At 49.4% G+C, this 25,309-nt stretch carries 23 protein-coding genes and 1 tRNA gene; 12 read left to right on the top strand and 12 right to left on the bottom strand.

The features are described 5' to 3' along the window. Positions 1-8: 8 nt before the first annotated feature. Positions 9-899 carry a lysophospholipid acyltransferase family protein gene (locus K7P01_RS12680; RefSeq protein ID WP_267293478.1) on the bottom strand — a complete coding sequence of 297 codons (891 nt, stop codon included), beginning with the start codon at positions 897-899 and terminating at the stop codon, positions 9-11. 118 nt (positions 900-1,017) lie between these two features. On the opposite strand from K7P01_RS12680, the gene K7P01_RS12675 reads away from it, so the two are divergent. Next, entirely contained in the window at positions 1,018-1,824 is an 807-nt protein-coding gene (locus K7P01_RS12675; RefSeq protein ID WP_267293476.1) for an SDR family oxidoreductase, read from the top strand. Here K7P01_RS12675 and K7P01_RS12670 read toward each other — a convergent pair. Continuing rightward, complete coding sequence (locus tag K7P01_RS12670; RefSeq protein ID WP_267293475.1) at positions 1,817-2,935, bottom strand: glycosyltransferase family 4 protein; 1,119 nt, start codon at positions 2,933-2,935, stop codon at positions 1,817-1,819. The two genes, K7P01_RS12675 and K7P01_RS12670, sit on opposite strands and share 8 nt — an antisense overlap. Positions 2,936-3,094: 159 nt before the next feature. Between K7P01_RS12670 and K7P01_RS12665 the strand changes: the two genes are divergently transcribed. Both K7P01_RS12665 and K7P01_RS12660 read left to right on the top strand, forming a co-directional pair. Next, positions 3,095-4,033 (top strand): DMT family transporter, encoded by a 939-nt coding sequence (locus K7P01_RS12665; RefSeq protein WP_267293473.1) that lies wholly within the window; start codon positions 3,095-3,097, stop codon positions 4,031-4,033. Between the two features lie 109 nt (positions 4,034-4,142). After that, complete coding sequence (locus K7P01_RS12660) at positions 4,143-4,913, top strand: acyl-CoA desaturase (RefSeq protein WP_267293471.1); 771 nt, start codon at positions 4,143-4,145, stop codon at positions 4,911-4,913. A 51-nt stretch (positions 4,914-4,964) separates the two neighbouring features. On the opposite strand, the gene K7P01_RS12655 is transcribed toward K7P01_RS12660, so the two are convergent. The 3 genes from K7P01_RS12655 to K7P01_RS12645 are packed head-to-tail and all read right to left on the bottom strand — an operon-like array spanning position 4,965 to position 7,860. Continuing rightward, positions 4,965-5,678 carry a methyltransferase domain-containing protein gene (locus tag K7P01_RS12655; RefSeq protein ID WP_267293469.1) on the bottom strand — a complete coding sequence of 238 codons (714 nt, stop codon included), beginning with the start codon at positions 5,676-5,678 and terminating at the stop codon, positions 4,965-4,967. 4 nt (positions 5,679-5,682) lie between these two features. Continuing rightward, the gene (locus tag K7P01_RS12650; protein ID WP_267293467.1) at positions 5,683-6,786 is read right to left on the bottom strand and encodes a type III polyketide synthase; all 1,104 of its coding nucleotides are present in this window, start codon (positions 6,784-6,786) and stop codon (positions 5,683-5,685) included. A 42-nt stretch (positions 6,787-6,828) separates the two neighbouring features. Further along, positions 6,829-7,860 (bottom strand): isoaspartyl peptidase/L-asparaginase family protein, encoded by a 1,032-nt coding sequence (locus tag K7P01_RS12645; RefSeq protein WP_267293465.1) that lies wholly within the window; start codon positions 7,858-7,860, stop codon positions 6,829-6,831. A gap of 558 nt (positions 7,861-8,418) precedes the next feature. Between K7P01_RS12645 and K7P01_RS12640 the strand changes: the two genes are divergently transcribed. From K7P01_RS12640 to K7P01_RS12630, 3 genes are all read left to right on the top strand, one after another. Beyond that, a complete protein-coding gene (locus K7P01_RS12640) occupies positions 8,419-8,835 on the top strand; it encodes a TraR/DksA family transcriptional regulator (protein ID WP_254082886.1) in 417 nt (138 codons plus the stop codon). Between the two features lie 78 nt (positions 8,836-8,913). Then, positions 8,914-9,639 (top strand): SMC-Scp complex subunit ScpB, encoded by a 726-nt coding sequence (scpB, locus tag K7P01_RS12635; RefSeq protein WP_267293463.1) that lies wholly within the window; start codon positions 8,914-8,916, stop codon positions 9,637-9,639. Further along, positions 9,626-11,266 (top strand): pseudouridine synthase, encoded by a 1,641-nt coding sequence (locus K7P01_RS12630; RefSeq protein WP_267293461.1) that lies wholly within the window; start codon positions 9,626-9,628, stop codon positions 11,264-11,266. The genes scpB and K7P01_RS12630 overlap by 14 nt, the downstream gene beginning before the upstream one ends. A 34-nt stretch (positions 11,267-11,300) precedes the next feature. On the opposite strand, the gene K7P01_RS12625 is transcribed toward K7P01_RS12630, so the two are convergent. After that, positions 11,301-12,683, bottom strand: a complete 1,383-nt coding sequence (locus tag K7P01_RS12625) for a sensor histidine kinase (RefSeq protein ID WP_267293459.1) — start codon at positions 12,681-12,683, stop codon at positions 11,301-11,303. A gap of 97 nt (positions 12,684-12,780) precedes the next feature. After that, positions 12,781-12,853: transfer RNA gene (locus K7P01_RS12620), tRNA-Phe, on the bottom strand. 114 nt (positions 12,854-12,967) lie between these two features. On the opposite strand from K7P01_RS12620, the gene K7P01_RS12615 reads away from it, so the two are divergent. The 5 genes from K7P01_RS12615 (at position 12,968) to K7P01_RS12595 (ending at position 18,220) form a co-directional block, all read left to right on the top strand. Beyond that, positions 12,968-14,272, top strand: a complete 1,305-nt coding sequence (locus K7P01_RS12615) for a (Fe-S)-binding protein (RefSeq protein ID WP_267293457.1) — start codon at positions 12,968-12,970, stop codon at positions 14,270-14,272. A gap of 48 nt (positions 14,273-14,320) precedes the next feature. Further along, positions 14,321-15,088, top strand: a complete 768-nt coding sequence (locus tag K7P01_RS12610; RefSeq protein WP_267295333.1) for a (Fe-S)-binding protein — start codon at positions 14,321-14,323, stop codon at positions 15,086-15,088. Positions 15,089-15,128: 40 nt separating this feature from the next. After that, on the top strand, positions 15,129-15,623 hold the full coding sequence (locus K7P01_RS12605; RefSeq protein WP_267293455.1) for a hypothetical protein: 495 nt from the start codon (positions 15,129-15,131) through the stop codon (positions 15,621-15,623). Between the two features lie 59 nt (positions 15,624-15,682). Then, a complete protein-coding gene (locus K7P01_RS12600) occupies positions 15,683-17,695 on the top strand; it encodes an OmpA family protein (RefSeq protein ID WP_267293453.1) in 2,013 nt (670 codons plus the stop codon). Positions 17,696-17,836: 141 nt separating this feature from the next. Further along, entirely contained in the window at positions 17,837-18,220 is a 384-nt protein-coding gene (locus K7P01_RS12595; RefSeq protein WP_267293452.1) for a hypothetical protein, read from the top strand. Between the two features lies 1 nt (position 18,221). Here K7P01_RS12595 and K7P01_RS12590 read toward each other — a convergent pair whose 3' ends face one another. The 5 genes from K7P01_RS12590 to K7P01_RS12570 all read right to left on the bottom strand — a co-directional run bounded on the left by K7P01_RS12590 (position 18,222) and on the right by K7P01_RS12570 (position 24,658). Further along, positions 18,222-18,506, bottom strand: coding sequence for a hypothetical protein (locus K7P01_RS12590; RefSeq protein ID WP_267293450.1), 285 nt, complete (start codon positions 18,504-18,506; stop codon positions 18,222-18,224). 232 nt (positions 18,507-18,738) lie between these two features. Continuing rightward, positions 18,739-20,541 carry an acyl-CoA dehydrogenase family protein gene (locus K7P01_RS12585; RefSeq protein ID WP_267293448.1) on the bottom strand — a complete coding sequence of 601 codons (1,803 nt, stop codon included), beginning with the start codon at positions 20,539-20,541 and terminating at the stop codon, positions 18,739-18,741. 24 nt (positions 20,542-20,565) lie between these two features. After that, positions 20,566-21,741, bottom strand: coding sequence for an acetyl-CoA C-acyltransferase (locus K7P01_RS12580; protein WP_267293446.1), 1,176 nt, complete (start codon positions 21,739-21,741; stop codon positions 20,566-20,568). 13 nt (positions 21,742-21,754) lie between these two features. Next, positions 21,755-24,154, bottom strand: coding sequence for a 3-hydroxyacyl-CoA dehydrogenase/enoyl-CoA hydratase family protein (locus tag K7P01_RS12575; RefSeq protein WP_267293444.1), 2,400 nt, complete (start codon positions 24,152-24,154; stop codon positions 21,755-21,757). Between the two features lie 54 nt (positions 24,155-24,208). Continuing rightward, positions 24,209-24,658, bottom strand: a complete 450-nt coding sequence (locus K7P01_RS12570; RefSeq protein WP_267293442.1) for a MarR family winged helix-turn-helix transcriptional regulator — start codon at positions 24,656-24,658, stop codon at positions 24,209-24,211. A gap of 141 nt (positions 24,659-24,799) precedes the next feature. Here K7P01_RS12570 and K7P01_RS12565 point away from each other — a divergent pair, with 141 nt between their 5' ends. Continuing rightward, positions 24,800-25,309, top strand: a complete 510-nt coding sequence (locus tag K7P01_RS12565; protein ID WP_267293440.1) for an MOSC domain-containing protein — start codon at positions 24,800-24,802, stop codon at positions 25,307-25,309.

The raw sequence follows: 25,309 nt of genomic DNA, 5'->3' as shown, positions 1-25,309 counted from the left end.
GATCACAGTTAGCTGTCACCAGTAGTAGAACCTTTAACAATCACCGTATCCTGATGCAAATGCCGCTTTTTCCAGCGGTTATGCGACCATAGCCAGGTGGTGGGATCCTGGCGGATTAGCTTTTCAACAGCTTTTGCGTATTGCTCTACGACAACGTGGCTATTCTTTTCATAAGGTGGCGCCGCTATTTCTACAAGCTTGACCTCGTAGTAGCCGCGTTTAATTTTGTGTATTTCAGCGAAAAGAACCGGAAACTGCATCAGCACGGCCAACTGATTAGCACCGTAAAAAAAAAGCGTTTCCTGGTTTAAAAACTCCAAACTGTACTTTTTATCCTTTTTATACCCTGGATACTGGTCCGCCACGATCGCTATGCCGCGAAGAATATCCTTTCGTTTAACAGATACCCGTGCGACCTCGTCGCGTTTTATGGGAAATGCCCCAAAACGAGTGCGGGAAAGCAGTGAAAATCGGTTAAAAAACTTGCTGTGTTGCGGCTGGTAAATGAAATCCGACTGAAACGGATAGCTAAAGCTTGATGCCACAAGGAGCCACTCCCAATTAAAATGATGTGATGCGAGTATAAAAACGGATTGATTCTGCGCTTTAAATTTTTCGGCGGCAGCAGTATCAGTATAACGCATGCGTTTGGCTAGCTCTTCGCGACTAATGGTAAGCAATTTCAGCATTTCCAACGCGTAATCGCATAAATTGCGATAGAATTGCTTTTCAATCTTTTGCAGCTCCTTCGCTGATTTTTCTGGAAAAGAGTTTTTTAGGTTCTTCCATACCATTTTTCGGCGGTAGCGTACCAGGTAGTAGCTCACCACAAACAAAAAATCAGAGAACGCGTAAAGCACCCAAAACGGAAGCGATGATAGTAGTCGTACAAAAAGCATCTCAGCAAAACAATATGGGGCAAGTTACGCAAGTATTGCTATTTTTGGGCCCTCAGATGCCCATCTAGCTGATAACAAGCTTACTAGCTGTTGGTGTCTGTTTAACAATTCCCATTCCATGAAAGACAAGGTCGTCATCATCACCGGGGGTTCTTCCGGCATCGGCAAGGCCCTGGCGGAGAAATTTGGACGCGAAGGCTCCCGTATTTTAATCACTGGCCGTCAGTTACCCGAGCTGCAGGCAACCGTCGACGAGTTGAAAAACCAAGGCATTACTATCGCCGGTTTTCAAGCCGACGTCAGTAAGGAAGATGACAATCGCCGTATGGCTGAAGAGGCTATTAAGCTCTATGGAACCATTGATGTATTGATCAACAACGCCGGTATTTCTATGCGGGCGCTCTTTTCAGAAGTAGACCTGGAAGTTGTGAAGAAGGTAATGGACATTAATTTTTATGGCGTATTGTATGCCACACGTTATTGCCTGCCCGAAATCACCAGAAATAATGGATCTGTTGTGGGTATTTCGTCTATTGCCGGTTTCCGTGGCTTACCCGGCCGAACAGGATATTCTGCTTCGAAGTTTGCATTAAATGGCTTTTTAGAAGTTCTACGGACAGAATTATTGAAAAGCGGGGTTCATGTGCTGACAGCATGCCCAGGCTTTACAGCTTCTAACATTCGGAAGCGTGCACTTGCCAAAGACGGCAGCGCGCAAGGCGAGTCGCCACGCGCCGAGGAAAAAATGATGTCGGCAGAAGAATGTGCCCTTCATATTTACAATGCCACCATACGTCGCAAACGCACGTTAATTCTTACTACCCAGGGCAAGCTGGCGGTTTTTTTTAATAAATGGCTGCCTTCTTTTGCCGACAAGATGGTTTATAACGTCATGGCAAAAGAAGCCAATGCACCTATTAAGTAAAGATCTTTGCAAACTGCTTTGATAGTCGCTCGCGTGAATAGCGTTCTTCCGCGAGTGTCCGGGCTGATTTCTGCGCCTGCTTTAAAAGTTCGCGGTTTTTTAGGTAGGGCTGTATGTTTTCCACAAAGCTGTCAGGCCGCTGTTGGTCTACATAAAAACCGCATTGACGTTGCTCTATCTCACTTTTTATCCACCCGCCAAAATTTACGATGACAAGTTTACCGGCTGCCAGGCCGTCGAAGTATTTGTTGGGCGAGCCCGTTTCTAATATGGGAGCCGTTTTATACGATATAAACACCGCGTCCGTAACATTCAAAACCTCGCGTACGCCTTCTCGATCTTGAAAATTGACAAATGTAAGTGTCTTTAGTGCCAGGTGTTTCGCAGTTTCGCGCAAATGGTCAAGCTTTGCGCCGTCACCACATAGGATAAAATGAACGGGTAATGCCACTTTTTCGCTCACACGTACACATTCCAGAAACTGATCCAATCCGTTAGCAATACCCAGCGCGCCGATATAGGATATTACCAATTTCCCACAAACATCAAATTTCACTTCTAAAACAGGGTTTTTCGATTCAGGGGTAAAGAACTCCGTATCGGACATGTTGGGAATAACATGAACAGACTTCCCCGGGGCACGTTTTTGAATGGCAGAGGCAATGGGTGCTGAAAGTGCTACGATTGATTTTGCATGATTGTAAATGTCCTTTTCCAGTCTATAGAGGGCCTTTTTAAAAAGAGGGCTTTTAATAGCGCCTAATTGAATAGGTGCATCGGGCCATAGATCGCCAACTTCAAATATATAGGGAATGCCATACCGCCGCTGGATCCATTTTGCTGCCAGGCCGATGGTGAGTGGTGTGGAAATAGCATAACAGATGTCGGCGTCGCGGTAATGACGGGCTGCACGCACGGATTGAAGAATGTAGCGGGCAAACGAAACACCCCTTTTATAAAAACCAAAGCGGTTTTCGTATGGATTGCGTACATAGTGGACAGTAACACCCTCTATCGTTTTGATCTCCTCTACTGACTTGCTGTGTCCGGTGATGACAACGGTTTGAATACCGGCCGCCACCAACGCCTGGGCTAGATAATAGGAGCGCAAAGCTCCCCCGTGTTGAGGTGTGTTGAAATGCTGGTGGAGAATCAGAACTTTCACGCTGCAAATAAAGGGAAAGTTGGCGGCTCCCTTTGCTCCACATTATTTTTTCTGACGCTGAGAAGTATATTTGCATCTGATTGTCAGCTCTTTACAAACTAGGCCTTGTTAGGATCTCCCCTTCTTTCTAAAAAACCTTCACCCGGGTATTTCCTTGGCGGTGTTATTATCGGCCTGGCTGGCGCGATTTGCTTTTCTACGAAAGCGATCGTCGTAAAGCTGGCGTATCGCGAGACGGATGTCGACGCCATTACCTTACTCGCGCTACGCATGCTTTTCTCGTTGCCTTTCTTTTTGTTTTCGGCCGCACTGACATCTTCCAAAAGTGGGAATGTAAAATTTACGGGCAAACAATGGGCGGCTGTAGCCGTCGTTGGCATTCTGGGTTATTATATTAGTAGTCTGCTGGATTTTCTGGGGTTGCAATATATCTCAGCGGGGATGGAGCGGCTTATTCTCTTCATCTATCCTACCCTGGTGGTACTCATGTCTGCCTGCTTTTTTAAGCAGAAGATCGGCGGTTATCAGTGGCTTGCACTGTTGATTACCTACGCAGGGTTACTCCTCGCCTTTTGGAGCGAAGTGAATTGGAGCGAAACGCCAGATGAACATTTTTACCTGGGCGTTTGGCTTATTTTCCTTTGCGCCATTACATACGCGTTATACATCGTGGGTAGTGGCCGGTTGATCCCCATCGTGGGCGCCGGAAAATTCAATAGTTATGCTATGACCTTTGCCGCCGCCGCGGTGTTGCTGCATTTCTTTCTGGCCAGCGATCGGTCGCTATTTCATTTATCGGGAGAAATTTACCTGTACAGCTTTATCATGGCCATTCTCTCAACCGTTATTCCCTCTTATTTGGTTGCAGAGGGGATTAAGAGAATGGGGTCGGACAATGCCGCTATTGTCGGAAGTGTCGGGCCCGTCTCAACCATTTTGCAAGCGTACATCTTTTTGCAGGAGCCTGTCTATGCCGCGCAGATCGTAGGAACTATGTTGATACTTGTTGGCGTTCTATTGATCAGCAGGAAAGGGCGCTCATAAAAAAATCTTTTTCTTTTCTGTCACAAATCGATGCTTGTCTTGTCTTACAAGCAAAAGGCTCTTGGTGAGCCCGCAAAAAACATTTTTATACTTACAATCGACATTTAAAATGGCCGTAATTCTTGCATTTTTTATCGGGCACTGGTACCTGTCCTTGTTTTTCCAGACATTTTTCCTGCATCGGTACGCTTCGCACCATGCCTTTACAATGAATAAATTCTGGGAAAAGGTCTTTTTTGTACTGACGTGGATCTTTCAGGGTGCGAACTACCTGAGCCCCTACGGATACGGCGTGATGCACCGCATGCACCATGCCTTTGCCGATACGGAGGACGACCCACATTCGCCTAAATACGACGAAACGATCTGGAACATGATGTGGAAGACTCGTACGATCTATTCTGATATTGCCAACCGCAAGATGATCGTTGATAAGCGTTTCACAGACGGCGTTCCGCAGTGGAATTCCTTCGACAAATTTGCGCGTTCATGGCCATCACGCCTGTTTTGGGCGGCTATCTACATTACCATATATGTTGTGTTTGCACCAAGCCCATGGTTCTTCCTGCTGTTGCCAGTCCACTTTCTGATGAGCCCGATCCACGGCGCCGTCATTAACTGGTTCGCCCATAAGTATGGCTATCGCAATTATGAAGTAGGCGATACTTCCAGAAATTTCTTGCCCGTAGACTTTTTGATGATGGGTGAAAGCTATCATAACAATCACCACAAACACGGAAACCGTGCGAATTTCGGTGGTGTTCGCTGGCACGAGATCGATCCGACTTATATTGTTATTAAGATATTAGACAAGTTGCACATCATTCGGATTGCCAAAAGCAAAAGCATAAGCATCGAAAACGTGCAAAAGGCCGCATAAAAGATAATCTTTTGATCGAAAAAGGCTCCGGAACGATTTCTGGGGCCTTTTTTATTTTCTTAGGTTGATGATCACACGCCAGCGAAAAGCCCATTTCCATTGCAAGTGAAAGTCCTGAATTCCTGCGTTTTTAAGGATTCTAGCCATTTCTTTCTTTTTAAACGCTCGTAATACCGACAGTGGCGCATCGAATTTAACCATCGGGGAGCGTGAAAATAACGTTGTAAGCCATTTGATGGAATAGTACGCTAGCGGATGCCGATGAATGTCATTTATAATTATGCCTTTTGTAGCCTGATCGCGCAGATTTTTAAAAAACGCAGTGAGTTGATCGTCGTTGAAATGATGATAAAATAAAGTGCCCAAAACGACGTCAAAACGCAGGTTTTTAAATTCCTTCGAAAAGATATCCAGCGAGAGAAACTCTATTTCAGGTAAATTCTGCAGGTTTTGTTCTGCAAAGGCAATGATGTGAGGATTAGCGTCAATCCCTATCAGCTTCACAGGAATGGCTTTTTTTGCCGCCCATTGGTGGACGATGCGAAGCATTTCGCCTCCTCCACAGCCTAAATCGACAATGGTGATGGTACCGGTTGTCGGGCAATCTTTTAACAATCGCTCTAACGCTGTGATCGTAACGGCGTTTCCGCCCAGCCATTTGTTGATGAATTCCAACTCGCGCAACGTTTGATGCACGACTTCACCCGCACAGAGCAGATCGTCCATAATCTCGATTTCCGTTGAACGGGCTGAGAAATTGGGCATAAGATCAGGTTGTTTGAATGCGCAGTAGCATGCTTTCCAGTGTCAGGCCCGGTCCAAATGCAAAGCTTAAAACATGCTTCCCATTGTCTTCCTTAGCCACTTTTCGGAAGATTTCTTGCAATACAAAAACTACCGTAACGGATGACATATTTCCAAAATCGGCTAATACTTGATATGCAGGGGCATTTTGCTCCCGCGTCAGTCCGAGCTTGGCTTCGATCGCCTCCAGGATTTTTCGGCCCCCAGGATGAATGGCGAAATAACTGATGTCTGATATGTCAAGGGCAATCTTTTTCAAGAGACGTGCCGTGAGATCGCCAATTCCGCGACCGATCACATCAGGCACATAGGACGACAGCATCATTTCAAAACCGTGGTTTCCGATCTGCCAGGCCATGTCGTGCTGACCCGAAATAGAAAAATCATTGTGAAATGCTTCACAAAGCAGGTTTTTTGTGCCTGTGGGCTTTGCTTCCACCAGCATGGCGGCGGACCCGTCCGCAAAAAGTGCATTGGCCAAAATGTTATCGTCCGACGGATGTTGCTGGAAGTGAATACTACACAGTTCTGTACAAACCACGAGTACACAGGCATCCGGGCTGGCGTTGCAAAATGCATCGGCTACTTTCAGTGCGTTAAATGCTGCATAGCAACCCATAAAATTGATACTCGTTCGTTGCACACTCGTGGGTAATCCCAGCGCATCCACAAGTTCGATGTCTAATCCGGGGGCATACATGCCGGTACAACTAACCAGCACCAAGTGTGTAATACACGTTAAATCTTTGAGAGAGGCGCCAGTCTGTAGGTTCGCGACGGCCGCCAGGCTCAGCGGGAGGGCTTGCTGGCGGAATAGCGCCATGCGTTTTGCTGTGTCGGGAAACGGCTCTCCATCCGGAGAATTGGAAAAAAAAGTAAAGTCTTCGGTTTTACCATAATCCTGCAGCACCGAATAGCGGGTGTGTATGCCCGCCGCTTTAAAGATTGTCCGCAGCTTGCGGCTTTCGCCTGCTTCCAGCTTCATAGCCTTCACCATAAAATCAGCTATCGCCCCCTGCTCGAAACGGTGTCGGGGATTAGCGGTTCCAATAGCAGTGATGTAGGTCATGCGTTCAAAATATCCTGAAAATGGAACAGCATACAGCCGTAGTTATTTGTCATCCTGGTAAATGAACGTTTTGCCATCTCCCTTTTTGGTAATGTAGCCCCGATACATGCCTGTTGTGTTGAACGTCATGGAGATATTACCATGCCTGTCGAGGGCAATGATCGCGCCGTCGCCACCAAGGCGTGGTAGCTTTTTCATGATGACGCTGTCTGCTGCTTGTTGCAAAGAAAGGTTGCCATAGCCCATCAGCGAGCTGACGTCATGCGCCACCGCAAGCCGTATAAAATACTCACCCCAACCCGTGGCGGAAACGCCACACGTGGTGTTGTCGGCGTAGGTGCCCGCCCCAATGATAGGAGCATCCCCCACACGCCCATATTTTTTATTGGTCATGCCCCCGGTAGAGGTGCCGGCTGCAATGTTTCCATATTGGTCAAGAGCCACCGCGCCGACGGTTCCGAACTTTCGATCTTTCGTGTACGGATCAAACAAAGCGGCTTCTTTATCTGCTTCTTTTTGCTGTATTTTTTGCCATTGCTTGTACCGCAGCGAGTCGAAAAAGTATGACGGGTCGACGATTTCGAGCCCTTGCTCTGCTGCAAATTTTTCAGCGCCTGCACCGATCAGCATGACATGGTCCGATTTTGTCATAACAGCATACGCTGCTGTGATCGGATTTTTAATGGTCGTCACGCCGGCCACAGCGCCAGCCATGAGATTGCTACCATCCATGATGGAAGCATCGAGCTCGTTCTTTCCTTCGTTCGTAAAGACGGCGCCTTTGCCAGCATTGAACAGCGGATTATCCTCCATCACTTTGATGGCGGCAATCACTGCATCAAGACTTTTGCCACCCCGCTCGAGTACGGCATACCCACTGTCGAGTGCCTGGTTTAATCCGGCACGGTAAGCGGCCTCGCGTTCAGGTGTCATGTTCTCGCGTTTGATCGAGCCGGCACCTCCATGGATGACCAGTGTAATGGGTCCAACGGCATCGTCAGAGGGCGACTTAGAAGTGGGCCGATTACACGCCGCGCAGGCCAGTAATAGAAAAAAGGAAACACGTGCACGCATGGCTCGATTTTAAGGAAAAAGAAAGAGAATTACATCGTATTATACTTTGGATATGGCAATAAATGGTGTAATATTTTTGTTTTCGGGGCTGACCTCCTAATTTTGCGAATCTTTACTAAAAGTAGGATACAACCCCTTATGGCTAAAAGTAAGAAGTCAAGCGCTAAGCCAGCCAAGAAAGCTGCAAAAGCGAAACCTGTAGCAAAAGTGAAGAAGGCGGCTCCTGCCACGAAATCGGCTGCCAAGAAAGCACCCGCAAAGAAAGTTGTAGCAAAAGCTCCTGCCAAGAAAGCGGCGCCTGCACCCAAGAAAGTAGTCGCAGCGAAAAAAGAGGCTCCTAAGAAGCCAGTAGCCGTTGCCGCGCCGAAAAAAGCCGAGAAGGTTGAGAAGATTGAAAAAGTAGAGAAAGTAGCAGCGGAGAAGGTGGAAAAGGTTGCGCCGAAAAAAGTTTCGCGCATGGCCACCCAACTCGCGCCGCCCATTAAAACTGTTCCGGTAGCGGCCCCTAAGCCGGCACCTCCACAATTAAATATATTTCCCGTGCCGAATCAAAGACCGATTGCTCACAAAGCGGCGAAGGCCCCCTCCGCTGGCGATGAGCGCACCCGTTACTCGGAAGACGAGTTGAAAGAATTTGAGGCGCTGATCAATCGCAAACTCGACAAAGCGCGCGATGAATATAAAATCCTGAAGGAGACGCTGAACCGCAATAATGACGAGGGCACCGATGCAACCTCTGGCGGCAATACCAAGGTACTGGAAGACGGTGCCGAGACAGCGGAAAAGGAAAACCTCAGCCAACTTGCTGCCCGCCAGCAAAAGTATATTACCAACCTCGAGAACGCGTTGGTGCGTATCAAGAACGGAACATATGGTATCTGCTCGGTAACGGGCAAGCTAATACCAAAGGAACGGCTCATTGCGGTACCGCATACGACACAGTCGATCGAGGCAAAAATGATGCAACACGATTAACAAACATCCCCTCTTCACCGAGGGGATTTTTGTCTCCGATATATTTTGCTGACTCAATTACATACCCTTTACAGTAGCGTGGATTTTCTTCAGAACCATATAGAAGCGTTGATCTTCTGTTCGCCGACGCCCATTAAACTGGCCGATATCAAGGCGTGTCTTTCTGAAATGTTTAATGCCGACGTACCCGACGACGATATCGAAGGCGCCATTTACCGACTGCAGGAAAAGTTTGAAGGCGACGAGTTTTCGTTTCAGCTTTTTCAAGCGGCAGGCGGTTATCAATTCCTGACAAAGCCGGCTTATCAGACGAGCATTGGTATCATGCTCAAACAACAATCGAAAAAGCGTTTGTCCACATCAGCCATGGAGACGCTTTCGATCATTGCCTATAAACAGCCTATCTCTAAAACGGATATCGAAAACATTCGCGGTGTAAACTGCGACTATGCCGTACAAAAACTGCTCGACAGAAACCTGATCGAGATTACCGGAAAGGCTGATACCATTGGCCGCCCGATGTTATACGGTACCACGACAAAGTTCATGGAGTATTTCGGCATCAACGATTTAGCAGAGTTGCCAGCGCCCAAGGAGTTTACAGGCGACGTGAGCACGATCGGCGAGAATGCCGAATCCAAAGAAGAACCAACAGCAAGCACTACGGAGGAGCCGGAAGCGGCCGCGCCGGAAAATACTGACGAGGCTTCCGCAGCCGAGCCCACAGCAACAAATGGTCAGGACAATACGCCTGATATGGATGCAGACAGCAAAGATTTAAAAGAACCAGATGCCCAGGCATAACAAAGAAGAAGGCCCATCGCGCGGCCGCAAAGGCCCCATGGGGGCAAAGCCCAAATTTGAAACCTCGTCGTTCTCGAAACGTGGAGGTAGCCCTGCAAAATCATTCAAAAAAGACGACGGCGACAAGCCTGTCCGCAGACCACGCACCAGTGGCGAATCCGGCGGTTTCCGCAAGCGTACCGGTGACGATGCTTCGGAAGGCAGCCGTGCAAAGTCGTCCAGTAGAAGTGGCGCAAAACCTTTTCGTAAGGAGAGCGACCGCGGTGAAGCCCGCACGGGTGGCTTCCGCAAAAGCGAGGGCGGTGAAGGCGCCCGGCCAAGAGCATTCAAAAAAGATGGTGCAAGACCCTTCCGCAAGGACAGCGACAGAGGCGAGGCCCGCACGGGTGGCTTCCGCAAGCGCGAAAGCGAAGGCGGCGAAAGCGCCAGACCAAGAGCATTCAAAAAAGATGGTGAAAAGCCGTTTCGTAAAAAGTCAGACGACGAGTCTACCGGCGGTTTCCGCAAGCGCGGTGACGAAAGCTTTTCAGAAAGAAGATCCAGTGCACGTGCAGGATCTTCTGCCCGCCCGACACGCGACGGTGCCGACAAACCTCGCCGCAGCAGAGAAGACGGTGACGAAAAGCCGTCCCGTCGTCGCGAGGACAAACCCTTTGGCGACAAGCGCGAGGGCAAAAGCTTCTCCGAGAGAAGAGGCACCCGTGCCGGAGCCTCGTCAGGTTCGGAACGCGGCCGTTCAGAGAAACCACGTCGGAGTGGAGCCGAAGGCGACTCCGACAAAAAGTCTTTTGCTGGTAAGCGTGGTGTAAGCAATCTGCGACGCGAAGAAGATAGAGGCAGTGGAAGCAAAAAAAGCTTATCCCCCCGGAAACGTATAACAACGGGAGAGACCTATGAAGTACCTGCCGAGGCACAAACTGGCAAGGTGCGTTTGAATAAATACATCGCCAACAGCGGTGTGTGTTCACGTCGTGAAGCCGATGAGCTCATCACCATGGGCCTGATCTCGGTTAATGGAAAAGTTATTACCGAGCTAGGCTACAAAGTCAACCTGGGTGACGAAGTTCGGCACGAAGAAAAAGTACTCCGGTCTGAGAAGCCTGTGTACGTTCTGCTGAATAAACCCAAGGGCTATATCACCACCACCAACGACCCGCAGGAACGTAAAACCGTTATGCACATTTTAGGTGGTACGATCAAAGAACGTATTTACCCTATTGGCCGCCTGGACCGAAATACCACGGGCCTATTGTTATTAACCAACGACGGTGACCTGGCCGATAAGCTGATGCACCCGTCGTATAATGTGAAGAAGATCTACAAAGTAGAGCTGGACCGTCCGCTGACAAAAGCTGATTTCCTGAAGATCACCGAAGGCGTGCGCCTGGAAGAAGGCCGCGCCGTGGTAGACGACCTGGCGATTGTCTCCGACGATGGCAAGACCATTGGTATCGAACTACACATCGGCTGGAATCGTGTCGTGCGCCGTATCTTCGAATCGTTGGAATATGAAGTGGTTAAGCTTGATCGCTCCGTATATGCCGGTCTCGATAAAAAAGATTTGGGACGAGGCGAGTGGCGGTTTTTAAAGAAAGAAGAAGTAGTTCGCCTAAAGCATTACAAATAACAGATTAGACCGGCCCCGTGCCGGTTTTATTTTTTTAGGCATTTTCTAATTGTATCCGGAAAATGCTGCCCTTGCCTAGCTCGGAGGTAACGTCGATTGTTCCTTTTACTTTGTTCAATGCCTCGCGGACGATATAGAGTCCAAGACCTGTCCCTTCGGTATTGACCGAGGCGCGATAGAACATTTCAAAAATTCGCGGCAAGCTTTCTTCGGGTATGCCTTGTCCGTTGTCCTCCACGATAATCTCCACCTGGTCGTCGCTGCGGATAAAGCCTATACGGATATAGGGCCTGGGCTGGTCCAGGTTGTGATACTTCACAGCATTGGCCAGCAGGTTATTCAAAACGATTTTGATCTGATTGTAGTCCGATACAAAAACGTCGGCGACGCTCGGATTATAATCCAGCTCGATGGCCGATGCACCCTTGTTGAATTTAATATCGGTTATCGTTTCATCCACCAGATCTTTCAGGCACAATTCCTCCATGCGCGGCTCTGTTTTTTTGCTACGTGAAAGACTGAGTATGTCACCGATGACCATGTCCAATTTTTTAATGCGGGCTTCGATCATGTCCATAAACATCCGCGCCCGTTCTTCTTCAAATTCCAGCTTGCCCAAATATGTCAGCCCGAGAATGGATGCAATCGGAGCACGCAGATCGTGTGAAGTATTGTACAGAAACATGTCGAGCTCCTTGTTGGAGCGGCCTAGCTTTTCTCGTTCGTCTTCGAGTAGCCAAATGACCATGCTCATGCCCATCAGGGCGATCAACAACAGATCGGCTACACCAAAAAAGCCCGGCACTTCCATGCGTTGGTCCGCCAGGTTGACGACCACCTCTGCAAAATAATACAGCTGGTATACACTAAAGATTATGAACGAAGCGGCGAGCATACGTTGTCCGAGGCCGCGGGAAAACTTCCGGTTGCGCAGTACCACGATGCCGGTGAATAAGAAGCCCGAGCCCATCGCCAATGTACGACTGCCAACGCGTGCCAGGTGTCGCAGGTTTGCATTCTGAACATTTTGGCTGAACAGAATAACCGAGGCAACGGCAATACAAAAGACCGCCAGCAAAATCACTTTAAATTGTCGCCGGTTAAAAGCCCTTTCTGTTATCAGCTCATACGTACCCCGCAGTACCCAAAGGACTTGCAGAAAACACGACATTTGACCGACCACACTGGTTATAAGGCGAACGGGGGACTGACTTTGGGCCAGGTAAAACGCAACGACACCCGTACAGGCCATGTATACGGCAAATGCCCCCCAACTGAGTGCCCATGTGTATAGAAACCGGCGGCGGTACAGAATACCAAAATGCCGGAACATAAAGAATAAAATCCCCCCCAGGATACATTGGGCCAGGTACAAATAAAGCAGGCGTACTGTGTTATCAGCGAGGTTTAAACCCATGGGTCCAGGGATTGCTTGCTAAAATATTAAAAATTAGGCCGGTAGCAGCACCCAGCCCGGGGGAAAAAGAAAAAGGCCTCCAAGTAGAGGCCTTCTGTGGTGATGGAGGGAGTCGAACCCCCGACACAAGGATTTTCAGTCCTTTGCTCTACCAACTGAGCTACATCACCTAATTTTGACTGCCACCTTCAGCGGACAGGGGCACAAAAGTATGTAAATTTATATTTGGTGCAAAACCCTGTGAGAATTTATTGAAATTAATGGATTAGCATTTATTATCGCATATGATTCAACAAGCACTTTTTGTCATCACACTGGGCGTGGCGATCTACTTCATCCGAAAGCGCGTTTTACGCCTCTGGGCCAATATTGGACTGGGAAAAGACCGTGTCATTAACGATCAGCCCGGCGAGCGCTTATCAAATATGGTACTCGTTGCTTTTGGACAGAAAAAAATGTTTAAAAAATTTATCCCGGCCATCCTTCACCTTTTTATCTATGTCGGCTTCGTCGTCATCAACCTTGAGGTCCTGGAGTTTATCATCGACGGCGTAGCCGGTACCCACCGTATTTTTGCCCCTTACCTGGGCGGGTTCTATACGGTGTTGATGAACATCTTTGAATTCCTGGCACTGGCCGTACTACTGGCGTGCGTCTTTTTCCTGATCCGGCGTAATGTGCTAAAGATAAAACGCTTTCACGCAGCGGAGTTAACCGCCTGGCCCCGCATGGATGCCAACATTATTTTGTGCACAGAGATTGTGCTGATGCTGGCCATCCTGAATATGAACGCCGCCGACCAGGTGCTGCAACAGCTCCATGCCGAGCATTACATGCCCACGGGCAAACTTTTTCTAAGCTCTTTTCTTGTACCCCTGTATGACTCCCTGTCCGAGACGGCGTTAATTGTCATGGAGCGTGGCGCCTGGTGGTTTCACATCCTGGGCATTCTGGCCTTTGCTGTATATGTAACCTACTCCAAACACTTGCACATCTTCCTGGCATTCCCGAATACCTACTTCGCCAACCTGGAACGCAAAGGGCAAATGAAAAATATGCCTGTGGTAACAAACGAAGTGAAGCTGATGCTTGGGTTGGCTGAGGCCAACACCACACCCCCGGCGGAGCCGGGTCGTTTTGGTGCGCGCGACGTGCGCGACCTGAACTGGAATAATCTCATGGCTGCCTACTCTTGTACGGAGTGTGGTCGATGCACGGCTGAATGCCCGGCCAACCTGACAGGCAAAAAGCTTTCGCCCCGCAAGATCATGATGGACACCCGCGACCGCATGGAAGAGATCGGCAAAAGCCTGGAGACCGGTGGCCCCGGCGCCGAAGACGGAAAATTTTTATTGGGCGACTATATCACTAAAGAAGAGATCAATGCCTGCACCAGCTGCAACGCCTGTGTGGAGGCTTGTCCGGTGATGATCAATCCGCTGGAAATTATCCTGGAGCTGCGTCGGTACGTGGCCATGGAAGAATCCGGCTCGCCGGCATCATGGAACTCGATGTTCCAGAATATTGAAACCAGCTTCGCGCCTTGGAAATTTCCGCCCAGCGACCGGTTTAAATGGGCTCAGGACTAACGCAACGACGTACGACTTAACAACCAGACGACAATGAATGTAGCGACTATGGCCGATATGGCCGCCAAAGGCGAAAGCCCCGAAATACTTTTCTGGGTAGGTTGCGCCGGATCTTTCGACGAACGATACAAGCGTGTAACCCGAGCTTTTGTAAAAATCCTGCAAGCCGTAGACGTCAAATTCGCCGTCTTAGGACCCGAAGAAACCTGTACAGGCGACCCCGCACGACGTGCCGGCAACGAGTTTCTTTTTCAGATGCAGGCCATGAGCAACATTCAGGTGTTAAATGGCTACAACGTCAAAAAGATTGTCACCGCCTGCCCCCATTGTTTTAACACGATCAAAAACGAATATCCGGAGCTCGGCGGCGCATACGAGGTAATCCACCACTCGACATTTCTGCAGCAGCTCATCCAGGAAGGAAAGATCAAGGTCGAGGGCGGGTCGTTCAAGGGCAAAAAGATTACCTACCACGACTCCTGCTACCTGGGTCGCGCCAACAACATTTATGAAGCTCCCCGCAGTGTGTTGGAAGCCCTCGACGCCGACCTGGTAGAAATGAAACGATGCCGCACGACGGGTCTGTGCTGTGGCGCGGGTGGCGCACAAATGTTCAAGGAGCCGGAAAAAGGCGATAAGGACATTAACATCGAACGCGCAGAAGAAGCGCTGGCGACCGGCGCCTCTACGATTGCCGTGGCCTGTCCGTTCTGCATGACGATGTTGAGCGACGGCGTAAAAGGCAAAGACCGCGAAAACGATGTAAAAGTGAAGGATTTGGCCGAACTTATCGCAGAATCGCAAGGTTTGCAATAAGACTTCTCCCGCGAACGCGGGAGCGTAAACATGTACAACTATGCTTATTCCATTTCACCAACTACCCGCCACATCCCGCGTCTGGGTATACCAGGCCGACAGAAAAATAACTTCTGCTGAAAAAAGCATAATTTCCGAGGTACTCACAGCGTTTACCCAGGGGTGGAGTGTTCATGGCCAACCCATGGAAACGTCCTTCGAAATTCGACACGATCATTTCATCATACTGGCAGCCAACGACCAGGCAAGCGGCTGCTCGATCGACAGCTCGGTGCGGGCTGTTAAAGAAGCCGGCACCGCGGCAGGTGTAGATTTTTTTAACCGTACCAACGTTGCGTTCCAGACGGCCGGGGGTGTAACCTTGCTCTCCATGGGTGATCTGAAGAAGAAGTATGGGGAAGGAATCTGGAACGGAACAACACCCGCATTTGACAATCTGGTGGACACCAAAGGCAAACTGGACCAGGCCTGGATTACTCCGGCTGGCGACACCTGGCTGAAGCGGTATATACCGGCGGAGTCGGTACTTCCGTAAGCCGGAATATTTTGTAGCTTTAGCGTTACAGAGCGAAACAGATTATATCTTAAGATGTTATGAGATCTACCTCCCTCCTACTGTTTATCGTTATTATACTCAGTAGCTGCAGCACCGAGAAGAAGGCTATTAAGGCGTTTAAGCTCGGCAAGTACCAAAACGCTATCGACTTGTTTAAAAAAACAGGTAATACCGGCAAGTCCAACTTCTTCATAGCTGAATCGTACCGGCTGTCAAACCGACCCAAAGAGGCGGAACAGTTTTATGCGAATGCCGGTGGCCGCGCCTTCGATGCCGATAGTATTAAATTTTATTATGCGCAGGCGCTCAAAGCAAACGGCAAATACGACGAAGCACGCCAGCAACTGGAGTCACTCGTAGCCTCCACCAGCAACACGCCGCTGAAAGACCGCGCTTCTGCTGAGATCAATGGCATCGGCTACCTGGCCAAGCTTGCCGAAACGCCAAGCTACTACAAGGTAAAAAACCTGGAAGCCATCAACACACCCGCAAGCGAATATTCGCCGGTCTATCTCAATAGCGAGCTGTACTTTACCTCGTCCCGCGGCGACGGCAAGATTTATGAGGCCGAAGGCAAACCCTTCACCGATTTGTTCAAAGTGGTCACGAAAGGTGCCAACGTCGAATTATCAACCCTCGCCAAATTACCCGAAGGCATCAACGACAATGTGCGCAACGAAGGTTGTATTACGTTCTCCCCCGACGGCAAGACCATGATCTTTGCCAAGGGCAATTCTGAAAAGAAAAAAGGTGGCGGCGCCGACGTAGACTTGTATATCTCCCGCTTCCGCAACGACGTTTGGTCCGAGCCCCTTCCAATCAACATCAACACGCAGTTTAAAAACGAGTCCGACGGTGACGCGAAAAACTTCAGCTGGGATTCTACCCCTGCCTTTAGTCCCGACGGACGCACCTTGTACTTTGCCTCCAACCGTAAAGGTGGCTACGGCGGTACCGATCTTTACACGGCACAAATGGATACTCGCGGTCGTTTCACCCGCGTGCGTAACCTGGGGCCCGAGATCAATACATCCGGAAACGAGATGTTCCCCTATGTGGCTGAAGACGCCAAACTGTATTTCGCCTCTGACGGCCATCCGGGATACGGCGGTTTAGACCTCTTCGTCGTGAAACGCGCGAACGGCAAAACCCAAATCAGAAATCTGGGTCAGCCAATGAACTCCAACAGCGATGACTTCGCCATGTTTCTTTTCAAACCCGATCGTGGTTTCTTCGCGTCGAACCGCGACGGTGGTAAAGGCGATGACGACATCTATACCTTCATTAACGAAGACCCCGACCTGCGTGTGGTGAACTATTACCTGCAGGGCATTACGTACACACCTGGCAAAGACGGCAAACTGCAAATATTGCCTAACACAAAAGTCAACCTGCTCGATGGCAAGGGTGACGTGATGCAAGACTACGTCACGGGTAACGACGGCAAGTTCCTCTTCCGTGTATACGAAAACGAGGATTATAACCTCGTCGGGGAGTCCAGCGGTTACCTGGTGAAACGGCAAGGGTACACCACGAGAGGCAAGTCTGTAGATCCCGCTACGCTCAAAGAGTTGCTGACGAACATTACTCTTGACACAATGATTGTGCTGGAGAAGATCGAGCTGGACAAGAGCTTCGTACTGGATAACATCTACTACGACTTCAATAAATCCAACATTCGCTCCGATGCGGCAAAAGAGCTCGACAAGCTTGTGCAACTGCTGCTCGACAACCCGGAGATCAAAATCGAGCTGGGCTCACACACCGATAGCATCGACTCCGAAGACTATAACCGCCAACTGTCACAACGTCGCGCAGAGTCCGCCGTGGCATACATGATTCAGCATGGCATTGCCGCCGAGCGTTTGCAAGCCAAAGGATATGGCGAATCGAAACCCATCGCACGCAATACAAACCCGAACGGAACAGACAATCCGGAAGGACGTCAGAAGAACAGGCGTACAGAGTTTAAGATCCTGGAAGTTGGTACCGTAACAAAACCGGTAGAGGGTGATGAACAATTCGAAGAGGACAGGTATTTCAGAGAGTAGCGGCGCCGCTGGCGCCATATCAAAACAAGATTAAAAATCTCGTGAATTGAAAAAGGTTGCGTTTTCCGCAGCCTTTTTCTTTTTTATATTGTCAATGATGGCACGGTGGTTGTAATACCATAAGTGTAAAACAATCGAGCCATGAAATATTCTGTGTTGGTTTTTCTGCTGATGGGCTCCATACATGCTATGGCCTATGACTCTGGCATCGCCATTCAAACGGACAAAGGGGCGCGTATTCAGGTGACGATAAACGGTAAGCTATATACTAAACAGACCGGCAATTTTGTTCGCGTGCGAAGCTCACCGGGCTTGTTTCACTTACAGGTGAAAGTGCTAAACCCGTATGACAAACAATGGTACATCGTACGCAAAGACATTCGTACAGAAAAAGGATTTGAGTTTCAATACAAAGTCATTTTTACCAACACGCACAAACCGACGTTGGTGGAGGTGAAGCGAAATCCGGTGTATTCAAAATATTTTCTTAATCCGGCACTGTACAACAGGCATCCCGTGGCGTAGCTTAACGGCGGGCCTTTACCAGAATAACGGCCACCAGCACGATGGCTGCCACGGTAAAGATGTTGCCTGAAATAAAGGGCACATGGCAATGGAAGCCGTGAAACGGCAGGCTGATGATACTGCCGAGCAGTTCAAACACGCCGCCAATCACGGCGCCGATGATTCCAAAAACGAAACCGATCACGCCGCCCACCGCGCCCAGCACCAGGCCAACGATGGCAAAAGAAAAGGGAATGGCAAATACTACCAGTACTAAAATCAGGATTGATATTGTTATCGCTTTCATATCCAATCAGGTTTGATCTGGCTACATCAAAGATCGTGCACCTTGCGGTAGAGCTTAAAAAGCATCAAAATTTCGCCAAAAACAGACTTTTCCTTTTTTCGTATTCGGCATATTGATCGAAATACGAACAGTGCTCTTTACAAATATGAACACCTCCGTATGTCCACCGGGGCAATAAAAAAAGGCCAGATGACTCCGGCCCTTTTCAGTTTAGGTTATAGGAATGAGAATCTTAGAAAGGATATTCTCCTTTTTGAATAACATAGTCCGCGACTTTTCTGCGCGCATCTTTCAGATTGTAGGCGTCAATTTTTGTGAACCGCTTCAGGCCCATGAGCAACAGACGTTGCTCATCACCTTCGGCGAACGCGGAGATTGCTTCGCGACCGGCGGCAGCGGCTTTGCCAACCGCATGGTGCAAATAAATCAAAGCCATTTCCGTTTGAAGCTCCGCTGCTTTCTCACCCTTCTGGCCGATGATCTTCTCCACCCGTAGCAATGTTGACTCCGCTACATAAATTTCAATCATCATATCCGCCAGGCTCATCAAAATCTCTTGCTGCTCCGACAGCTTCATCATGAATTTTTGCACGGCAGAGCCAGCGACCATCAAGCCTGCTTTTTTCAGGTTGGCCAACACCTTCTTCTCTTTCACAAAAACTCCTTCTTCTTCGGCAGCCCCAAAATCCGGAATGGCAAGTAATTCTTTTTGTACGCCCATGGCGGGCGTCATCAAATCGATCGAACCTTTCATCGCACGCTTCAGCAGCATGTCGACTGTCAATAGTCGGTTAATCTCATTGGTACCTTCAAAGATCCGATTGATCCGCGCATCACGATACGCACGGTCCATCGGCCCTTCCGCCGAAAAGCCCATGCCGCCATAAATCTGCACACCTTCGTCAACCGTAAAGTCGAGAACTTCTGAACCGTGCACTTTCAAAATCGCACATTCAATCGCAAATTCTTCCAGTGCTTTCAGACGAGCTTTTGACGAATCTGTTCCGGCGGAAACAAAACCATGGTAGGCGTCGTCGATATTTTGACCGGCACGATAATGCGCCGACTCCGAAGCAAAAATGCGAGTAGCCATTTCGGCGATCTTATGTTTGATCGCGCCGAAAGCAGAGATCGATGTACCAAACTGTTTGCGCTCATTCGCATACCGCGTGGCAATTGATGTTGTATGCTTGCTGCCGCCAAGGGCTGCAATACCCAGCTTAATCCGACCAATGTTGAGAATGTTCACGGCGATCTTGAAACCGTTCTCGCGTTCGCTCAACATATTTTCGACCGGCACTTTGCAGTCGTTGAAAAAGATCTGACGGGTAGACGATCCTTTGATCCCCATCTTCTTTTCTTCTTCGTTCATGGTGATGCCGCCAAACGATTTTTCAACGATAAATGCCGTCAGGTTTTTGTCGTTGTCAATTTTGGCAAACACGACAAATATATCGGCAAAGCCACCGTTGGTGATCCACATTTTCTGACCATTGAGGACATAGTGTTTACCATCGCTGCTCAGGATTGCTTTCGTTTTACCGCTGTTGGCATCCGAACCAGAATCGGGTTCTGTCAAACAGTAGGCAGCCTTCCATTCACCGGTCGCCAGCTTCGGAATATATTTTTTCTTTTGCTCTTCGTTTCCGTAATAGAGAATGGGCAGTGTGCCGATACCAGTGTGCGCTGAAAGCGCTACCGCCACCGAGTGGCCCGCGCCGATAACTTCCGCCACCAACATCGTGGTGTTAAAGTCCATGCCAAAACCACCTAACTCTTGCGGCACCGATGTGCCCAGTAAGCCCAGCTCACCCGCTTTGTCGAGGATGGAAGGCATAAGCTTCGGATCTTTCTGGGAATCAATTTCATCCAGGCGCGGCCATACTTCCTTCGCCAGGAAGTCGCGGCACTGCTGCATGATCATGCGCTGCTCTTCATTGAATTCCTCCGGAATGAAAATGTCGGCCGCTGCCGTGTCGCGGATCAAAAATTCACCGCCCTTGATGGCTTGTTTCGTTGCTGATGCTGTGCTCATAACCCGATCCTATTTTTAATTTTCTTAATTCAACAATTCATAAATGCCGGCAACACCCTGGCCACCCCCCACACAAGCAGTCACCATACCGTACTTCTTGTTCTGACGACGCATCTCGTTAAAGAGCTGAACCGACAAGCGCGCGCCCGACGACCCCAAGGGGTGACCGACGGCAATGGCGCCGCCGTTTACGTTCAGCTTACTCCGGTCAATGCCTAGTTCTTTTACAACCGCCAGCGACTGTGCCGCAAAGGCTTCGTTGAGCTCGAACAGACCAATATCGTCCAGTTTTAGTCCGGCAATTTTTAATGCTTTGGGTATTGCCGCCACCGGGCCAATGCCCATGATGCGCGGGTCCACACCGGCTGCCGCATAGCTCACCATACGGGCGATGGGTTTCAGATTTAGTTGATTGACCATGCGTTCCGACATCACCACCACAAACGCGGCACCGTCAGAAGTCTGCGAAGAGTTGCCCGCCGTAACCGTACCGCCTGCAGCAAATACAGGCTTCAGCTTCGCGAGGCCCTCCACCGTGGTATCGGCGCGAATACCCTCGTCTTTATCGACGATGAACTCACGCGTTTTTTTCTTCATGTTCTCATCCACATAAGTTTCTTTCACCGTAATCGGTACGACCTCATCTTTAAATTTTCCAGCCTTCCACGCCGCCGCCGCTTTCATATGTGATTCGTACGAGAATTGATCTTGCTCTTCGCGGGAGATTTTGAATTGCTTCGAAACCTCTTCGGCCGTAAGGCCCATGCTGGTATAATAGGTCGGATGATCCTTTGCAATGGTATAATTCAAAGCCGTCTTAACACCCATCACCGGCACCAGCGACATGGACTCCGTTCCACCGGCAATAATGACATCCGCCTGACCAGCCTGAATGCGTTGACTCGCAATCGCGATCGTTTCGACACCCGAGCCGCAGTAACGATTCACCACCATACCCGGAATGTCAATACCCAGGGCGAGCAGCGAAATCATGCGACCCATCTGCATGCCTTGCTCCGCTTCAGGCACAGCGTTGCCGACGATAAGGTCGTCGACCATTTTATTTTCAAGACCTGGTACAGATTTCACCAGGTGCTTAATGACTTCTGCGGCGAGATCGTCGGGACGTGTAAAACGGAAACCTCCTTTTTTAGCCTTGCCGACACCCGTTCTAAAACCAGCTACGATATATGCGTTCATAGTTTTTTTCTTTTTAGTTTCTCAGCGGCTTGCCGCCGGTTAAGATCGATTGAATTCTTTCGAGCGTTTTCTTTTCGCCTGTTAACGAAACAAAGGCCTCGCGCTCGAGGTCAAGCAGATATTGCTCGCTTACTTCCTGCGGATAGGACAAGTCGCCGCCGCACATAACATTGGCAATCCATCCGGCAATTTTTTTGTCGTGATCGCTGATGTAGTTGCCCATACGCATACCTTCAATGCCTGCCATAAAGAGCGCCATACCCGTACGCCCCTGTACTTTAATATTTTTTGCCGGCACCGGCATAGTATACCCGGCATCGGCCAGCTCGATCACGGCTGCTTTCGCATCCAATAGCTGACGATCTTTGTTCACCGAGATACGATCTTTCTGTCGCAGGATCCCCATCTCCCGCGCCTCCTCGGCCGACAAAGCAACTTTCGCCGTGGCAATGTTCATGAAAGCATTTTGCAAAGCATTCAGCTCCACATCGCCCTCTTCCAACGCATCGCTTACACGCTTGGCCAGCTCTTTGGTTCCGCCACCACCCGGAATGAGGCCCACCCCTACTTCCACCAAGCCGATATACGTTTCGGCCGCCGCCTGTGCGAGGTCGGAATGCAACGTCATTTCGCAACCACCACCCAGGGTCCGTCCTTGTGGCGCGACCACTACCGGTATCGAGGAGTAGCGAAGACGCATGACGGAGTTTTGGAATTGACGTACCATAAAGTCGATCTCGTCATACTCTTGTTCGATGGCAAACATAAAGACCAGACCGAGATTCGCGCCGAGTGAAAAGTCGGCACCCTGGTGACCGACGACCAGGCCGCGATAATCTTTTTCCGCCAGGTCGATCGCTTTGTTAAGCCCCTCGATCACCGAGCTGCCCAGTGTATAACTTTTGCTGTGCCACGAGAAGTTGATCACACCGTCGCCCAGGTCGGTCACTTTCGACTCTGCATTTTTCCAAACTACTTTGTCGCTGAGGTTTTCGAGAATGATAAACTCTTCTTTGCCCGGAATATTTTTATACGACTTTGACGGAATGTCGTAATACTGACGCTTGCCGTTTTCTATGCGGTAGAAGGATTTGTGTCCGGCCGCCAACAGCTCGTTTACCCAGGCCGCCGGTTTATACCCGATGGCCTCCATCGCCGGCAGACTTTTTTCAATGCCGACGGCATCCCATGTTTCGAACGGCCCCAACTCCCAGCCGAAGCCCGCACAGATGGCGTCGTCAATTTTATAGAGCTCATCCGATATTTCCGGAATGCGGTTGCTGGCATAGGTGAACAGTCCAAAGAATGCATCGCGATAAAAATCACCCGCTTTGTCTTTTCCGGCTAGCAATACTTTGAAACGATCTTTCAAATTATCGATCGCCTTCGTCGTTTCGAGCGTGGCAAACTTTGCCTTCGCTTTCGGCTTATACTCGAGCGTCTTCAGGTCGAGGGTCAGAATCTCGGTCTCGCCTTTTGCGTTTTTCGATTTTTTGTAAAAGCCCTGGCCGGTCTTATCACCGAGCCATTTATTTTTTTCGAGTTGGGTAACAACCTCGGGAAGCTTAAACATTTCGCGGCCTTCGTCGTTGGGCAGCGCGGCGTATAAGTTATTCGCCACTTTGATGAGTGTATCGAGACCGACAAGGTCCGACGTGCGGAACGTCGCCGACTTGGGACGGCCAATCACCGGGCCCGTAAGTTTGTCAACCTCGTCAACGTTCAGGTCGAACTTGCGCATCGAGTCGATCACTTTCAACAGACCCCACACACCAACACGGTTGCCGATAAAGGCCGGTGTATCTTTACAAAGTACAGTGGTCTTTCCGAGGTAAAGATCGCCGTAGTGCATCAGGAATTTTACAACCTCGGCGTCGGTATCTTTTGTCGGAATAATTTCAAATAGCTTGAGGTAGCGCGGTGGGTTAAAGAAGTGGGTGCCGGCAAAGTTTTTCCTGAAGTCGTCGCTTCTTCCTTCCGCCATCAGGTGAATAGGTATACCCGATGTGTTGGAAGTTACCAGCGTTCCCGGCTTGCGGAATTTTTCTACCTGCTCGTAAACTTTCCTTTTGATATCGAGATTTTCAACGACAACTTCGATGATCCAATCCATGTCTTTGATTCTGGACATGTCGTCGTCAAAGTTGCCGAGTGCAATGCGTGAAATAAATTTCTTACTATAGATCGGACCCGGACTCGATTTAATCGAGCGGTCGAACGAACCTTGTACAACTCTGTTTTTAACGGCCTTGCTATCGGTCGTCAAACCTTTGGCTTTCTCCTCGTCGGTAAGTTCCTTCGGGGCAATGTCGAGCAGCAATACCTGGCACCCGATGTTGGCGAAATGGCAGGCAATTGCCGAACCCATTACACCAGAACCGAGGACAGCAACTTTGCGAATAGAACGTTTCATCAGTTATTATTTTTTGATCACGCATGGAGAACGCTTCTGCGTTCCGGCACGAAGTTAATTTTCTACCTTTTCGTAAATGTTATTTCGGTCGATAATTTGGTTAATGCTCTGCAAAACTTCGAAAAACACTTCCAGCTTTTCCATCGAAATTTCTTCGCGCACCGCCTGGTTAAATTGCAACACCGTGCGACGGGAAACCTCGCGTTTCGTTTTGCCAAGCGGCGTCAGAAAAATTCTGACCGAGCGTTTATCCACCGGATCGGGCTCGCGGTAGATGAGCTTTTTCTCCTCCATCGCCTTCAACATACGGGTCAGGCTCCGCGACTCAAGTCCCATAAGCGGGGCAATTTTAGTCGCCGGCGTGCCGTTTTCGGCATGGATGTTTAGCAAGACAAAACCAATCGAAGTGGTAATGTCGTATTTGCCCGCTTGCTGATTGTACATGCGGGCGATGGCGTGCCATGCCGTTTTTATGTGGTGATCTACCGTTTCTTCTTTCCGCATACGATTACACCTGGTGGTAGCGAAGGTAGAAAAATCTTGTTATGCATGCAGAGTATTTTCGGATTTTTTTCCCCACAGCTCGCCAGACCGGCAAATCATTAAAATTTTCAACAATAAGAGCTCTAGTCCGTTTTTAGAGATATGGCAGTAGAAGCATTCAAGGAACTTTTTGGAAATTTTACCCAATCAGGAATTGTCGAATTCATCAGCATCCGTCCAAAACGTCTGGAGGACGTCAGGACGCTCGATGTCGTTCAGGCCGTACAGGATGGTGGACTGGAGGGCGATCGCTACAGGAACGCCGGCGGAAGCCGTCAGGTGACCCTCATCCAAGCAGAGCACCTGCAGGCGATAGCTTCTTATCTTGGCAAGGAGTCGGTTGACCCAAAACTTACCCGTCGCAACATTGTCGTCAAGGGTATTAACCTGCTGGCGTTAAAAAGTCAACGGTTTCAAATCGGACAGGCCATTCTGGAATACTCGGGCGAATGTCATCCCTGTTCCCGCATGGAGGAGAATTTTGGGCCGGGCGGTTATAATGCGATGCGTGGACACGGAGGCATCACAGCTAAGGTTATTCACGGCGGAGAGATCCGCATTGGCGATACCGTGTCCGTGTTGGCAAAAAAAGACACGGAAACACGGGATTAA

The sequence above is a fragment of the Parachryseolinea silvisoli genome (assembly GCF_021190955.1).
GTDB lineage: Bacteria > Bacteroidota > Bacteroidia > Cytophagales > Cyclobacteriaceae > Ohtaekwangia > Ohtaekwangia silvisoli.
Note: the sequence above shows the minus strand (reverse complement) of the source record. Positions and strands in the feature narration are given on the sequence as shown.